At 67.0% G+C, this 14,297-nt stretch carries 13 protein-coding genes; all 13 read right to left on the bottom strand.

Annotated features, from left to right (window positions below):
* Positions 1-399 carry a hypothetical protein gene (locus tag UUA_RS09085; RefSeq protein WP_008436152.1) on the bottom strand — a complete coding sequence of 133 codons (399 nt, stop codon included), beginning with the start codon at positions 397-399 and terminating at the stop codon, positions 1-3.
* Positions 399-4,199 carry a tape measure protein gene (locus UUA_RS09080; protein WP_008436150.1) on the bottom strand — a complete coding sequence of 1,267 codons (3,801 nt, stop codon included), beginning with the start codon at positions 4,197-4,199 and terminating at the stop codon, positions 399-401. The genes UUA_RS09085 and UUA_RS09080 overlap by 1 nt, the downstream gene beginning before the upstream one ends.
* Positions 4,192-4,854, bottom strand: coding sequence for a hypothetical protein (locus UUA_RS09075; RefSeq protein ID WP_039953791.1), 663 nt, complete (start codon positions 4,852-4,854; stop codon positions 4,192-4,194). The genes UUA_RS09080 and UUA_RS09075 overlap by 8 nt, the downstream gene beginning before the upstream one ends.
* Positions 4,855-4,951: 97 nt before the next feature.
* Positions 4,952-5,695, bottom strand: coding sequence for a phage tail tube protein (locus UUA_RS09070; protein WP_008436147.1), 744 nt, complete (start codon positions 5,693-5,695; stop codon positions 4,952-4,954).
* Between the two features lie 15 nt (positions 5,696-5,710).
* Positions 5,711-6,157, bottom strand: a complete 447-nt coding sequence (locus UUA_RS09065; RefSeq protein ID WP_008436146.1) for a hypothetical protein — start codon at positions 6,155-6,157, stop codon at positions 5,711-5,713.
* A complete protein-coding gene (locus UUA_RS09060; RefSeq protein WP_008436144.1) occupies positions 6,154-6,474 on the bottom strand; it encodes a head-tail joining protein in 321 nt (106 codons plus the stop codon). Before UUA_RS09060 ends, UUA_RS09065 begins: the two co-directional genes overlap by 4 nt.
* A 9-nt stretch (positions 6,475-6,483) precedes the next feature.
* Positions 6,484-6,846 carry a DUF2190 family protein gene (locus UUA_RS09055; RefSeq protein WP_008436142.1) on the bottom strand — a complete coding sequence of 121 codons (363 nt, stop codon included), beginning with the start codon at positions 6,844-6,846 and terminating at the stop codon, positions 6,484-6,486.
* 66 nt (positions 6,847-6,912) lie between these two features.
* Positions 6,913-9,258 carry a ClpP-like prohead protease/major capsid protein fusion protein gene (locus tag UUA_RS18540; protein ID WP_162098686.1) on the bottom strand — a complete coding sequence of 782 codons (2,346 nt, stop codon included), beginning with the start codon at positions 9,256-9,258 and terminating at the stop codon, positions 6,913-6,915.
* Entirely contained in the window at positions 9,251-11,062 is a 1,812-nt protein-coding gene (locus UUA_RS09045; protein ID WP_008436138.1) for a phage portal protein, read from the bottom strand. Before UUA_RS09045 ends, UUA_RS18540 begins: the two co-directional genes overlap by 8 nt.
* A gap of 20 nt (positions 11,063-11,082) precedes the next feature.
* Positions 11,083-11,343, bottom strand: coding sequence for a hypothetical protein (locus UUA_RS09040; RefSeq protein ID WP_008436136.1), 261 nt, complete (start codon positions 11,341-11,343; stop codon positions 11,083-11,085).
* A 65-nt stretch (positions 11,344-11,408) separates the two neighbouring features.
* On the bottom strand, positions 11,409-11,693 hold the full coding sequence (locus UUA_RS09035; protein ID WP_008436135.1) for a helix-turn-helix domain-containing protein: 285 nt from the start codon (positions 11,691-11,693) through the stop codon (positions 11,409-11,411).
* Positions 11,686-13,671: a phage terminase large subunit family protein gene (locus UUA_RS09030; RefSeq protein ID WP_008436134.1), complete on the bottom strand. Its 1,986-nt coding sequence runs from the start codon at positions 13,669-13,671 to the stop codon at positions 11,686-11,688. The genes UUA_RS09035 and UUA_RS09030 overlap by 8 nt, the downstream gene beginning before the upstream one ends.
* A complete protein-coding gene (locus UUA_RS09025; protein ID WP_008436133.1) occupies positions 13,671-14,237 on the bottom strand; it encodes a hypothetical protein in 567 nt (188 codons plus the stop codon). The genes UUA_RS09030 and UUA_RS09025 overlap by 1 nt, the downstream gene beginning before the upstream one ends.
* Positions 14,238-14,297 lie beyond the last annotated feature (60 nt).

Below are 14,297 nucleotides of genomic sequence, written 5' to 3'. Positions count from 1 at the left end.
TTACACCGTCTTGAGGCGAATGATGGGGACGTACTGCAGGGCGTCGCGCTTGCCGGTGTCCGGGGTCACGCGGTGCGCTACCGGCGCGCCCTCGACCGGCGTGTCTTCGCAGCGGAACCGCACGTTGAACGCGCGGTCGTCGGCGAGCGTGAGCGTGTAAGTGGCGCCAGCCGCGCTGGCCAGCGTGCGCAGCGCCTCGACCGTGGCGTAATCCACCCACGCGAAGTCCGTGCCGCCTTGCAGGGTGACCGGCCGGCCAGCCTGCAGCGCGCCGCTCTGCACGATTTCCGCGCCGGTCAGCGTGGTCTTGGCGGTCATGCCGAGCGCCACCCAGGCGAACTCATCCGACCACTGCAGGTCGGGCGGCAAGGTGACGGTACCGAGGGTGATGTTGGGCATCAGCGGTTGCTCATGGTGCGGGCGATGCCGATCTGGCGAACCACTTCGTTCGCCACCTTCTGCACGTCGGTGGGGGAAAGCTGCGCCGGCACGGCGCCGGCCTGCTGGCTGGCGCTGACGCTCAGGTCGATGGCAATGCGCTGCGGCTCGGTGCCGGCGCCTGGCTTGGCCACGCTGGCGTTGGGGTCGACGCCCAGTTCTTTGTTCCAGCGCTCGGTATCCGCGGCGTTCTGCGCGGCGTTTTTCTCGCGCTGGTCCTGGGCTTTCTGCTTGGCTTCATCCTCGACGCGCTTCTGGTTTTGCTCCAGCGTCTGCTGCGCCTGGGCGAGCGCGCGGAGCTGGTCGTCGTTGAGGTAGTTGTAAGTTTTGCGCAACGTCTCGACGCGCTGGGTCAGTTCGTCGAACGCGGCGTTCTGGCGGTTGAGACTCTCGATCTGTTTGTCGACTTCCACGCCCTGCCGGCGCCACTCGGCCACGGTGGCGTTCCACGCGTTGCGCCAGATGTTCTGGCTGCCGATGTACTTGTTGAGGTTGGACAACGCCTGCAGGAAGGTATCGGACAGGCCCGTCAACGCAACGCTGCTGCGCTTGCCGCTGGCCACCCATGCGTTTGCACTGCTATCCGCCGCACGCCGGGATTTGTCCCCATAGGCTTCGGCGCTGTCGCCTGCCCGGTCGGTGGCTGCGGCAACGTCACCGGCGGCGCTGGCCGTGGTGTGCAAGGCGTCGGTCGCTGTGCGCGCGCCATGGGCAACCTTGTCGCCGGCATCAATGCCAGACAAGCCAAGTTTGGCCATCTCATCGGAGACACTAAGCGTGGCCGCCTGGACTTCCAGCGCGTTGCGCACCGAGGACTGTTTCCAGTCGTCGGAATTCGCCGCGGCGTCCAGTTGGGTCTTGGCGTAGGCGCCGAACGCCGCGCGCACATCCTCGATCGCCGCACCGCCACCGCGGTAGGCGCGCACGATCTGGTCAAACGACGTACGCGCGGCAGCGGCGGCATCGTCGAGCGAACGCTTCGAGGTAATGCCCAGCTGGGCGAAGGCGGCATTCAGTGGGTCGAGCGCGGTCTGCAGTGACCGGATGCGGTTCTGCACCGCGGCGGCGGATCGTTCGGTGGCGTCGAACCCAACCTTGCCCTGGTCACCGGCCACCTGCATGGCGGTGCCCAGATCCTTCACCGCCTCGATCGTGGTGGCGTTCGCCAGTGCCTTGTTGAACGCGGCCTCGATCGTGCCGGCGGTGGCCGCTGCATTTTCGGCGACGGTCTGGAATGCCGCCACGTTCTGCCGTGCCGCATCGGTGCTGGCCAGTCCCCACTGGTCGGCCGCGACGCCGAGACGCTCGAGCGCGACCTGCAGCACGGACTCGGTGACGGCAGCGGATGCCTTCGCGCCGGTCTTGTATTGCTCGAATGCCGCGGTGGAGGCGGACTGGAATTTCAACAGGTCGGTGCTGCTGAGCTGGCCGAGCGTGCCGACCAGGCCGAGGCGCACCGCCTGGTCGGCTGCCTGCGATTGATCGGCCACATTGGCCAGGGCGAGACCGATGTCGCCGATGTGCGTGATCGAGTCGCTCTGGAACGACTGGAACAGCGTTTCGACGCGCGTCTGCGCCGTGGTGGCGTCGGCGCCGATTCCCTTCAAGCCTTCACGCACGGCAGCGGCGCCGGTGCTCAGCTTTTCCTTGAGCGCGGTGGCGGCCAGCTCGGCGCCTTGCTGCAGCGCCGTCATGCCATCCTTGGCGGCGCGCTGGGCGGTCAGGGTCTTGTCCAGCTCATCCTGCGAAAGCTCGCCGAGCTGCACCAGGCGGCGCTGTTCCGACGTCTTGGCCGAGAGGTAGGCCTGCAGGCCGTCCAGCCGCGAAGCGTAGCTCGCCCGTTCTGCCGTGGTCAGCTTCGCGGTTTCCTGCGCACCGAGCACCTGCGTGTCGAAATAGCGCGAATACTGACGCTCCACCTCCATGTACGCTTCGGCCTGCTGGCGGATCTGCGCGTTCACACGCTGCTGCGTGGCTTCCAGATTCTTGGCGGCGGCACTGTGCTTGCCGGCCAGCTCGCCGATGTAGTTGCCGGCCTTGACCAGCAGGTCGAAACCTACGACTGCGATAGCTACCTTGACGCCGCCCGGGATGCGGCTCAGTGCCTTGCTGAAAAACCCGGCTTTCTTGGTGGCGCCGTCGAGCGCACCGCCGGTCAGGTTGATCGCGTTCGTGGTGGCCACGAACTGGTTGGCGGCGATTGCCAACTCCGCGACGATGCGCGCCACCTTGAACGTCGCGTAGATCTTGATGACGCTGCCGAAGGCGGACGCATGCTCGATCAGGAACGTGGTGCCGGTCTTGACCGCCTCGGCGGTCTTGATGATGCCGTCGGAAATCTTCTGGGCGTATTCGTCGAGCCGACCGTCCACAGCCATCTTGCCGATCAGGTCGTTCAGGCCTTTCAGCTGGTCGCGGAAAAAGTTGAGCACGCCCTTCTGAGCGACGCGATCCTCGAACTGTTCCAGGTTGTCTTGCAGGTTGGAAAACTGGCCGCTCAGCAGCTGCATCTGGTCGAGCGCGGCACCGGCGGAATCCTTGCCCATCTGGACAAAGAACTTCTGCATGATGTCGGTGGTGAGCTTGCCCGCCTCGGACATCTTCTGCAGCTCGGCGGTGCTCTTGCCGGTGACCTCGCTGAGCAGTTGCCAGACCGGCACGCCGGCCTCGATCATCTGCTTGATGTCGTCGCCCTGCAGCTTGCCCTTGGCGAAGGCCTGGCCCATGGCCAGGGTGATGCGCTCCAGCCGCTCCGACTCGCCGCCGAGCTTGGCGTTCTGATCCACCGCGGCCTGCAGCGCGCCGTTCATCGGGTCGATGCCGAAGTTCTTCAGCTGGATGAAAGACTTCATCACCTGGCCGAGCGTCAGCGGCGTATCCTTCGCGAATTGCTTCGCCCACGCGAACGCTTCCTTGCCCTTCGACGCGCTGTTGTAGACGCTGCTGAGCTGCTTTTCGAACTTGCTGAATTCGTCGCCGGTGCTCAGGATCGACTTGATGCCGCCGATGACTCCCTGCGCGGAGAAGAATGCGCCAAGGCCAGCCAGCGCACCCTTGAGCTTGTTGACGATGCCGGTGGTGGCTTCCAAGCTCGCCGTGGTTTCCCGGGCACCCTGCTTGGCGGCGTTCTTGTTCGCGTCCAGCTGCACGCGCACTTTCTCCAGCGCGGCGTCGTACTGCTGGGTTTCCGTGCGCGCTTTGGTGGCCGCGGTGGCCAGCTCGGCCTGCAGGTGTGCATCGGCGTCGCGGGTGGCCTTGAGCGACGTGACCATCTCCCGCAGGTTGGCGCTGGCTGTCGCGGTGCGGGCGGCCAGGTCTTTCTGCGCGCTAGCCGCGTTGCGCGTGCTGATGCCCTGCCCGTCCAGGCTGGTCTTGAGCGTGCGCAAGGTGCCCAGCTCGCGCTGCTGCTCGCCCACCAGATCGCTGAGCGTGCTGCGCGCCTTGGCCAGCTCGCGCTGCTGCGCCTTGGTCGGCTCGTCGGCGGCCTTGACCGCGGCCGACAGCTCCAGCACCTTGCCACGCGCGGCGCTGATCTGGCGCTGGTATTCCAGCACCTGCTTGCCGACCTGCTCGTACTGCCGCGCAGCGGCTCCCGCTTTTTCCACGTTGCCGATATCATCGAGCAGCCCGGCCGCTTTCTGCCTGGCTTCTTCCGACACGTCGCCCATGCTGGCGATCGCGCCGGCCGCCTGCTTGATGCCTTCGGTGCCGGCGGTCTCGAACGCGAGGCGGATAACCTCTTCGAACTTGGCATCAGCCACGGCGCAGCTCCAGGGCGATCTGCCGGCTGAGTTCGGTCACGTAGAAATCCTGCAGCTGCGGCAGCATGGCGGCGCGCACGGTATCGGCCGAATGGGCCTTCGGGCTGGTGCCGATCATCTCGAACACGCTGGGGCCATACAGGCGTTTGAGCGGACCGCGGCCGAAGCGCTTGCCGTCTGGCCCGCGCTGGCGCACGTAGATGGCGCGGCTGACCGTGTCGGCTTTCACCGCTTGCCCGCTGCCGCCACGCCAGCCGACGTTGGCGATGAACGCGCTGTCGTAGGTCTTGCTGGTGCCGAGCAGGATGGAGGCGGTGGCGCCCGGCGTTTTCACGCCCCGCCAGCGGCCGCCGAACTCGAGCAGCGACACCTTGCGTGTGCTAGCCCACAGGCTGAGAAAATCGCCCTTGCCGCGTGTGCCGGTTTCCAGCTTCATCCGGCCGTTGAGGATGCCGGCCTTGACGCCGTAGACGTTGCGGATCTCGCGCTTCGCCACCGGCTGCACCTTGCGCGCCAGCGAGGCCTGCGCGCGCTGCGACGCCATCGACATGCGCGATACCTGCTGGCCGACGCGTTTGGCAAGGCCATACAGGTCGTTGGCAGTGCTGCCGTTGACGTAGATCTTGACGGCGGAGTTGCGACGGTTGAAGGCCATGCCGCCCAGCATCGCCGCCGGGCTGTGCCACGTTTACCGGACGGGTGGCACAAAAGGGCCGGCGCATTGCACGCCGGCCCGAAGTTGCCCTGGCCGATCAGTCGAGGAAATCGACGGTGTACGGGGGCTGGCCGACAGCGGTGCGGATGGGCCCGGTCATCTTGTTGACGGCGTAGTTGCCGCTCAGGAAGTCCACGTTCTCACCCGGCGACACGCTCGCGTCGGGCACGTTGACGATGAGGAACTTGCCGGTGGCGAGGTTCTTCATGCGCCCGCGCACAGCCACGCGCAGGGCCGACTTGGTGGCCGGCGAGATACGCTTGCCGGTGACAGCGGCGGCAGTCACGGTGAGGCTGAGATTCCCCGCGACGATGGTGCCGGTCGGGACGATGTACATCATCGCGCCATCGGGATCGAGGGTGTAGTCGGTGCCCAAGTCGAAGGTAACCACATCGGCCGCATCCTTCACGACCAGCGCGGTGATCTTATAGCCAGCAGGCGCTACCGGGAACCACATGCCGGGCACCACGGCGAGCGTGGATGCGGCGGCAGTGAGCACTGGCAGGTTGAGGGTGGCGACGTCACCGCGGAAGGCCATGCCCACGGTGTCGGCATCGACATCGTCGACGCTGAGCGCGATCGTGGGGCCACCCGGAATGTTGACGGTGTCGAGGTTCTGGCCGAAGTCGGCGATCATCTTCGAGACGCGAACCTGCGAGTTGACGGCGCCGGGGTTGAGGGCGAGTTCGACGGTGTTCTTCAGGCCAAGATAGCCCTTGAAGGTGCCGTCGTCGTTGAGCAGGGCGATGTTGACGTTGCCCGAGCAAAGCAGACCAGACATGGTGAATCCTCCGAATTACGCGGGCTGGGAAATGAATTCGTAGCAAGTGCCCCGCACGGTCACACTCACCACGATGTAGGGGACGCCGTCGGGCTGGCGGTTGATGTCGGTACCGCTGATTTCCAGCGTGGCCAGGTTGTCGTTGGCAGTGGCTTTCTTGGTCGGGATGCACTTGACCATGTCTTCGATCACCGCCAGCGTTTGGGCTTCGGCGGTCTTGAACGACACGGGCACGCGGGCCTCGATGGCGATATCGAATTGCCAGTCGCGGCGCTGCGGCGTGGTCTTGAGCGGGGTGAGGTCGGAGAGAAACACGCCCACCAGCACGACGTTGTCGTCGCCGTTGCCGCCCACGCGCTCGGTGACCACGCTGGCACCGATGTCGGTGAGGTAGCCGCCGGCCTTGCGAATGGCTCGCGCCCAGTCGGCCACCATGGCGATCTTGGGCTGCAGGTCGATCATGCCGGCGCTACCCACAGCTGGACGACCATGTCGTCGGCGCTGGCCGGGCGGATGACCTGCCAGCTGCTGACGACGGCGCCGGTGTCGGGGTCGGTGAAGTTGACCAGGTCGCCCTGCTCCGGCCGCGCCACGTCGGCACACAGCACGGAGACGGACGGCCGGTAGGCCACCGTTTGCCCGTACTCGCCCAGCTCGGCGGTGTTGCGGTCGAGCACGGCCAGCAGCGGGATGCTGCCGCCTGCCGCCGGCACGTACGTGGCCGGATCGCCCATGGTGGCGATCAGGTCACGGTGCATACCGGCGAAGGCGGCGCGCATCGACACGGCTTAGACCTTGCTACCCATGCCGGTGTCGATCAGCACACGGGCGGTGAGGTCGGCGCTGGCAGCGTCGACTTCCACGACCACGCCGCAACCGAACACGTCGCCGGTCACGCCGGCGCCGACGATGACGGCCTTGTCGGCTACCGACCAGGTGACCTTGGTACCGGCCGGCATGGCGGTGCCGGCTTTCTTGGGCAGGGTGAAGACGCCATCGCCGAGGATGCTGCCGGTGGCGCCGATGGCGATGTTTGTGGCGGCGACGGCGATGTAGCTGCCCACGACGACGATGTCGTTGACGGCGATCGCGGCACCGCTGGCGTTGGTGTAGTTGAGGGCGTCGCCCGGCTTGATGTAACGCGTGGTCATGGCACTGCTCCGAAGCTGAGAAAAGGTGCTGCAGTGGCGCGGGCGACCCGCGCCACCACTGGACGATTACGCGCCCGCGTTCTTGATCGCGCCGCGCCAGCCGACCGCGCCGGCGCCGTAGCGGTGGGCGGCCTTCCACGCGATGCCGTCGGTGCGGAAGTTGAGTTCCTGTTCCAGCGTCGGGGTCTGCACGCCGTCCATGAACGCGACCTCGAACACCGGCTCGGTGGCGGCGTCGGCCAGGGCGTACCAGCCGGTACCGGACAGGCGCGGGGTGTCGATGATGTCCTTGAACACGTCGCGCACGATGTTCGGGCGCTGTAGCTTGTTGCTGGCGTCCGGGTCGAACTCGGAGCGGTTGGTGACGCGCGCGGCGCCGCCCAGCGACAGCGGGCCAAGCCAGATGGCCGGCATGATGTCGAGGAAGTCATTGCCGCCCGGGTCCATCTGGTTGGCCATCTGCACGCGGGCGGCATCGAAGCTGGCCACGCCGGGGGCCGCCGCGGTGCCGGCGATGTTGCCGTGATTGGCATGGAACAGCGGCAGCATGTCGCTCATGACCGGGCCGGCGCCACCGTTCATGGCGAACAGGGCGTAGACGTCTTTTTCGATGGTGCGGCCGGCCGCCTGGCCAAGGGCGCCGGCCACGCGCACCAGCGCACCGAGGTCGTCGTTGATGAGCACTTCCGGGGTGATCTCCAGGATGCGGCCCTTGCGCTTGCCGGTGATCGTTTCCTTGGCGCCGTCGCCGAGCACGCCGTTTTCGTACTCGCCATGCTCATTGGTTTCCTTCAAATCACTGAAGGAACTCAGGTGGTAGCGGCCGTGCGGGCGGTAGTCCATCAGGGTGCCGGTGGCGCAGAAGCGCGTCCAGGTGAACGGCGTGGCGTTGTAGCCGCCGATGAGCACCTTGTGCAGCACGTTTTCCAGCAGCACCGGGAAGTCGCTGGTGGTCTGCGCGGCGAGCACGCGGCGGGCCAACTCTTCGCGGCCCATGCTGCGGGTGTTCATGCCGGCCGCCATGGCGCAGTGTTCGGCGATACCCATCAGGGTGGCGCGGGCGAACGGGTTGCCCTGACGCGCGGCGGCGGCTTCCGGGCCGGTGATGACGTTGTGGCGGGCCAGCAGGATCTGCTCGGCGGCGGCGCGCATCTTTTCGCGCTCGCTGGTACCCATCTCGATGTGCATGCCGGAGCCGGCCGGCTCGCTGCCGGCGCCGAGGATAGGCAGCAGCTTGGCGCGCACGCTGTCGGCGGTGGCGGACGGATCGGCCAGCGCTTCGACGTACAACGCGCTGACGCCGTCGCGCTTCATGTACGGCTCCAGCACGGCCTTGATTTCATCGTTGCGGGTGCGCAGCGCGGCATGAACGTCGGCGACGGTGGATGCGGCAACACCGCCACCACCTTCGCCGCCGTCGGCGCCGAGCTTGTTGCGGAAGCCCGCGGCAAACAGCTTGCGAAGTTTCATATCGGTATCTCCGTTGTCGGCCGTGGTGGCCGTGGTAAGTGCGGCCATGAGGGCCTGTTGACCGCTGGCGGATGCCAGTGCCTGTTCGAGGGTCTTGGCGTCGAAGCCGGCCGGCATGCGCATGCGCGGCTTGGCCTGTTCGGGCAGCGCCACCGGATGCCGCGCAGCAGCGGCGATGGCGAGCTGTCGGACGTGGTCGGGGGCACCGGCCAGCAGGCGGCTGACGCCGGCCGCGCGGGCGTTGGCGTTGTCGTCGGCGGTGGTGTCGCCCTGGTCGGCGGTGGCGTCGATGAGCGCGTCGGCGAAGCCTTCGGCCACGGCCTGCTCGCCGGTGTAGTAGTGGTCGACGCCGTCGCTGAGCAGGGCCAGCATGTCGGCGTTCGGCTTGCCGGTCTTGTTGGCGTAGGCGCCAGCCATGGCGCTGGCGTAGGTGTCCAGCACGTCGGCCATGATGCGCATGTCCTGGGCGTTGCCCTGCGCCATGCCCCACGGCGCGTGGATCATCAGCAGGCTGGTGGCCGGCATCTGGATTTCATCGCCGGACATGGCGATCAGCGAGGCGGACGACATGGCGACGCCGTCAACCGTGACCACTTTCTTGGCGCTGTGCCGCTTGAGCGCGTTGTAGATGGCGATGCCATCGCTCACGCTGCCGCCGTAGCTGTTGATGCGCACGTTGATCTGGGTGACGCCGGCATCCAGCGCCTGCAGCTGCTGCACCACGCTGAGCGCGGTGACGGATTCGCCCCACCAGCTGTCGCCGATGTCGCCGTACACCAGCAGCTCGTATTCGGTGGTGCTGGCCGCCAGCGGCCGCAGCACCATCAGCGGGCGAATGGCCGGCAGGTTGCCGCCATCGGCCGGCGCGGCGAACGCGGCGAAGCGCGGCCCGCCGGCGGCGATGGACGCGAGCATGGCGACGGCGAGCATGGATTTACGCATGGGTGGCTGCCTCGGTGGTGACGCGCGGGCCGGCCCCGGCCGCAGGTGCATCTGCGGCCGGGGCATCACTGCCACTGCTCTGCGCGGGGTTATCGGGGGTGACCGCACCGTCTTCCGGTGCAGTCAAGGTGATGGGCCGGCGCACAGGCTCCTTGCTCCACGCCTTGCGCACATCCGCACCGGCTGCAGGTATGCCCGCGGCCTCGCGGAAGAAATCCTCATCCTCGACCTGCGGCGTGATGACGCCGGAGCGCACACCGATGCCGTACGAGTCGACGGCCTTGCGGAAATCGTTGGTGCCGGTATCGGCATTGCCGTCGGCGCTATCACCGCCATCCGCTGGCGGCGGGTTGCTCGAAGCGCCCGTGGGGGCTTGCTGGGTCTTGACTCCGGCGGCGGCCAGGTCGGCCTGCCACTTCGCCTGGCTGCGGATGACGTCGGCCGGGTTGCGGCCCTGGCGACGCACGATCTCGGCGCCGCTGATGTAGCAGCGGTCTTCCTGCGCCTGCCAGCCGGTGACTTCCTTCACCGGATCAATCCACGGCATGACCGGCGGCATGTAGATGGCGTGGCTGAGCTGGGCGAAGGTGACGCCCTTGACCGGCTTGATGAGCCCACCGGCCAGGCACGCGGCGACGTAGCGCGTGTAGACCTCGCTAGTGAACTGGTCGATGAAGGCCTGCTGCAGCAGCGCGTACGCGCCCCACTGTTCGACTAGTTCCTGCCGCTGGGCGGAATAGGTGCCGTTGTAGTTCTTGCTGGCGCTGCTCTTGCTGACGTCGGCGCCGGACGATATGGCGGCCAGCTGCCCGTCGCGCCAGTTGACGGCGTTGGGGTTGGGCCGGTTGCTGTCGATCATGCTGACGTCTTCGCCCGGCAGTAGATCGTCGAAGACCATGCCGGGGGCGAAGTGCATCTGGCGCGGCGCGCTGGGCTTGTCTACGTCGTAGCTCTGCGCGTCGCCCTTCTTGATGACGGCGGCCATGGACGCGGCGATGCGCGCGGCGATGCGCTCGCTTTCCTCGTAGTCTTTCAGGTCATCCAGACGCGACAGCACGCTCGCGAACATGCTGACGCCGCGGCGCTGGCCGAGGCGGTCGACTAGCTTGATGTGGCCGACGGCGCTGGTGGGCAGGCGCTTGAGCGTGGGCAGCGCGACGAAGGGATCGCCCGGGTGCTGTTTGTAGACCCAGTAGCCTTGCGGCCGGCCCCAGGCATCAATCTCGATACCCTGGCTGATGTTGCGCTGCGGATCGTTGTAGTCGATCGGCAGCAGGTCCGGCTCGAGCAGCTCCAGCGAAAACGGCACGGTGGTGTTGTGGCTGAGCTTGGCAACGGAGCCTTCCAGGTACTGCCACAGGCCCTCGCCGTCGCGGAACCACGTGCGCGCCATGAGCTGCTCGGCGCGCGCGCGGTTCAGCTCGCCGGTGACTTCGGGCTGGCGGCTCCACAGTTCCCAGCCTTCGCTGAGTTGCTGGGCGAGCGCCGGGATGATTTCGCCGTTGGCGTCGCGCGGCTGCGGCTCGACGCCGATGCCGTTGGCGCCGACCACGTTGCGCACCAGGATGTTGAGGATGCCGCGGCTCAGGTCGTGGTTGCGGTCGAGGTTGCGCGCAAGGTCGCGCAGCTCGCGATGCGCCAGGCCGGCGACGGTGTTGCCGCTGCCGAAGTCGCGCTGGCGCTTGCGCAGGCGGGAATGGTTCACCGCCTCATACGCGTTGTTGTAGGCCTGGACGCGCAGCCGCGATTGCGCGCGGGAGGCGGCCCAGCCCGGCGACACAGCCAGAATGGCGCGGTCGAACATGCCGGATTTCTTCGGCCCGCTCATCCGCGGTACCACTGGTAATCGAACTCGCCGCCTTCCGGCGCCTGCGGCTGGCCGGTGAGGTTGGCCAGGCTGACGCCGACCGGGCCGCAGCCGCGGTTTTCGGCGTTGACTTTGCGTTCCCACTCGCGCCGGCCGGTCTGCACCATCGACAGGTCCGCGCGGGTGAGCTGGCGGTCACCCCACTTGTAAACCTGCCCGCCGAGGATGGCGGTCTCGGCGGCGAGGTAGCGGGCAAGCATGTCGGTGGCGGTGGACATGCGGCCAGAATCGCCGCCTTGTTGTGCCACGTTTACCGGACGGATGGCACACCCGCGCGGATGGATCAGGCCTGGCTGAGCAGCCGGTAGTAGGTGCGGCGGCTGATGTTGAAGTCGCGCAGGATCTGCTTGAGCGGCATGCCGCCGTTGCGCGCTGCGATGATTTCGGACACGTCGCGGCGCACGTAAGGCTGCGGGATATACAGCTCATCACCGCCGTATTGCTGCTGCAGGTGGCGCACGATGGGCTCGACGTAGGTGACGGCGGTGTCGAACGAAATGCCCTTGGCCTCCTTGAGCGCCAGGGACAGTTCATCGACCAGTTCTTGCGCGGGTACGAAATCAGTCACGGCGGGATAGCCAGTCGGGGGAGGCGAAGGGGTTGGCGCCGGCAGGTGGGGTTCCACGTGCAACAACAGCAGCGGACGTCTGGACGGCTGTTTGCTCGGTGGTCGATGTTGCTTCCGGCCGAGGCTGCGCGGCGATGGCCAGCGGCGCGCGCGTAGTGAACAGGTCGTCGTTAGCGGGTTCGAGCTTGGCTTCCATGGCTGCCCAGTCCGCCTCGCGCTTGACGTGGATGCGGATGCTGGGGCTGAGCGCGGCGGCGTAGGCGTAGACCAACGTGTCCAACGCTTCGTTGCGGGCGCCTTTTTTCTTGAGCCACCGCTTGGCGGCCAGGTCGAACCGTTCGGCGGTGAGCATCGCGTAGTAGTCGTCCGGCAAGTCTTTCGGGAAGTGGATGAGGCGGCTTTCTTCGTCGCGATCGGTGTCGCCGAGCAGACGCTGCATGAGCGTGCTTTTGGCGGAGTTCACGCCGATGATCCACAGGTTGACGCCCTTTCGCTGGGTGCGGCCTTTGGTGTCGACCTCTTGCTTGCTGGCCCGGCCGATGATGGGTTTGGTGGCATCCTTGCTGCCCTTGATCGCCATGACGCCCTGCGACTGGCGTGGCCGCACGGCGTTGTAGACCTCCTGTGTCCAGTTGCCGGAGTCGACCGCCGCCGCGCTGATGTGCAGGGTGATGCCGGCGGCGTTGGCCACGGGCTGGGCGAGGAAGTCCCACAGGATGTCCCAATCCTCTTTGCGCGTGGGGTCGGCGGGCAGCTCGACGTAGTCGACGATCCAGGCCTGTTCGTTCCGGCCCCAGGCGACGATCTGCACGGCGAAGCGGTTGACCTGCACGTCGACCCCGGCGGTGACGATGAAGCCGCCGCGCGGGATGGTGCGCCGCACCCACTTGCCGGCGCGCAGCTGCAGGTCGTTGGCCTCGACCTTCTGGCTGGCACCTTCGTAGGCCTCGCCGAGGATCGTGTTGACGAACACGACTTCCTTGGCGGAATCCTTGCGCGCTTCGGCGCGCATGTCGGCGATCTCGCGCCAGGTGTAACCGAGGCCGATGGCGGCCATGGCCGACCAGATGTGAAAGCTGCGATGGCTGGCGCTGCGTTCCGGGAATAGTGCGATCCATTCGCCAGCCTCGAGCATGCGCGTCTTGTGATGCTCGTCGATGAGCCGTCCGCAAGCAACGCAGAGGTACTGCCCGTCGTCGGTGACCTGGTCAATCATCAGCACTTGCTTGCGCGCGCAGTGCGGGCACGGCACGTAGTAACGGCTCTGGTCGCCGGCGTCGTAGGCCGCGCTGATGGCACAGGCATCTTTAATCGTCGCCGAGCTGATGCGCAGGACTTTCCGGCGCACGTAGGACGATGTGCGGCGCAAGGCCTGTTGTTCGGCGCCGCCCTGGTCGTCGAGGTCGGTGGGGTACTTCGACAGCTCATCCAGGATCAGGTACATGATCGGCATCGACGCGAGCGACGCCGAGCTGTTGGCCCCGCTGAGCACCAGCACGCCGCCGGGGAACTTCTTCATCAGCGTGGTGTTGCCGCTGTCGCGGCTGCGCGCGGGCGGGATGCGTTCCTGCAGCACCGGCATGAGGTTGATGGCCGGGGTGAGGCGCTGCTCGCTGAACTTGCGTGCGGTGTCGATGGTGGGCAAGACGTACATCACCGACGCCGGGGCGTGCTCGATGATGTAGCCCAGCCAGTTGATGCCGACTTCGGTGCCGCCGACCTGCGTGGATTTCTTGATCGTGATCTCGCGCACCGTGGATTCCCGGTGCAGGCAATCCATGATTTCGCGCAAAAACGGCATGCGGCTGGTGTACCAGTCGCCCGCCTCGCTGCTGCCTTCCTTCGGCAGCTTGCGGTATTTGTCTGCCCAGGCGCTCAGCGTGATGGGCTCGGGGATGGTCCAGCCGCGGCGCCAGCTGTCCAGCACGGCATCGGTGCCGGAGGCCAGGTCGACGTCGATGGTGTCGAGGTCGAGCATCAGGCGGCTTTCTCCAGCGCGTCCGCCAGCCCCGGCAAGGCGCCCACCATCGCCACGCGGATCTTGCGGGCGTGTTCGGTCAGCAACGCATGCACGCGCGCCACGTCTGACTCGGCGGCCAGCTGCGAGGCCAGACGATCGGCCAGTGCGTCGAGCGATTCCATCGCCTGCCGCGACAGCCCGAAGATCGCCGCAGCCACTTCCTCTTTTCGGACCAGCTGGCCCGTCTTCTCGGCGAGCTCCAGCTCGGCGATGCGGGCCTTCGCAATACGCTCGCGCCGTGCGGCTTCCTTGTACGTCTGGAGCCCGCCACCACCTGGCCGCTGTGCGCCCGGCGCAGCCGCTGTTCGCGCGTCCGTGGCGGCGCCAGCCTCTTCCCCTGCCCCAGGCCGGCGATCACCACCACGGGCCGGATCGCGTGTAGATTCGATCAGGCGGTCGGTGGCCTCGACATTGACCTTGCCGCCAGGCGTCAGCACCAGCCGGCCCTGCCGTTTGAGCTTGGTGACGTAGGCCGGCGATACGCCGCGAGCCGTTGCATACTCGGACTGACTCAGTTCCTTCACGCCGGCACCCCACTGAACCGCGCGACTGAACCGGGCAAGGGTGCACTGAACCAAAGTTCA

Source organism: Rhodanobacter thiooxydans LCS2 (assembly GCF_000264375.1).
Classification (GTDB): Bacteria; Pseudomonadota; Gammaproteobacteria; order Xanthomonadales; family Rhodanobacteraceae; genus Rhodanobacter; species Rhodanobacter thiooxydans.
Note: the sequence above shows the minus strand (reverse complement) of the source record. Positions and strands in the feature narration are given on the sequence as shown.

What these genes read in the sequence shown, in the direction of transcription:
- UUA_RS09085 (WP_008436152.1), bottom strand. Translation starts at nt 399, where the DNA reads ATGCCCAACATCACCCTCGGTACCGTCACCTTGCCGCCCGACCTGCAG.
- UUA_RS09075 (WP_039953791.1), bottom strand. Translation starts at nt 4,854, where the DNA reads ATGGCCTTCAACCGTCGCAACTCCGCCGTCAAGATCTACGTCAACGGC.
- UUA_RS09070 (WP_008436147.1), bottom strand. Translation starts at nt 5,695, where the DNA reads ATGTCTGGTCTGCTTTGCTCGGGCAACGTCAACATCGCCCTGCTCAAC.
- UUA_RS09065 (WP_008436146.1), bottom strand. Translation starts at nt 6,157, where the DNA reads ATGATCGACCTGCAGCCCAAGATCGCCATGGTGGCCGACTGGGCGCGA.
- UUA_RS09060 (WP_008436144.1), bottom strand. Translation starts at nt 6,474, where the DNA reads ATGCGCGCCGCCTTCGCCGGTATGCACCGTGACCTGATCGCCACCATG.
- UUA_RS09055 (WP_008436142.1), bottom strand. Translation starts at nt 6,846, where the DNA reads ATGACCACGCGTTACATCAAGCCGGGCGACGCCCTCAACTACACCAAC.
- UUA_RS18540 (WP_162098686.1), bottom strand. Translation starts at nt 9,258, where the DNA reads ATGCGTAAATCCATGCTCGCCGTCGCCATGCTCGCGTCCATCGCCGCC.
- UUA_RS09045 (WP_008436138.1), bottom strand. Translation starts at nt 11,062, where the DNA reads ATGTTCGACCGCGCCATTCTGGCTGTGTCGCCGGGCTGGGCCGCCTCC.
- UUA_RS09040 (WP_008436136.1), bottom strand. Translation starts at nt 11,343, where the DNA reads ATGTCCACCGCCACCGACATGCTTGCCCGCTACCTCGCCGCCGAGACC.
- UUA_RS09030 (WP_008436134.1), bottom strand. Translation starts at nt 13,671, where the DNA reads ATGCTCGACCTCGACACCATCGACGTCGACCTGGCCTCCGGCACCGAT.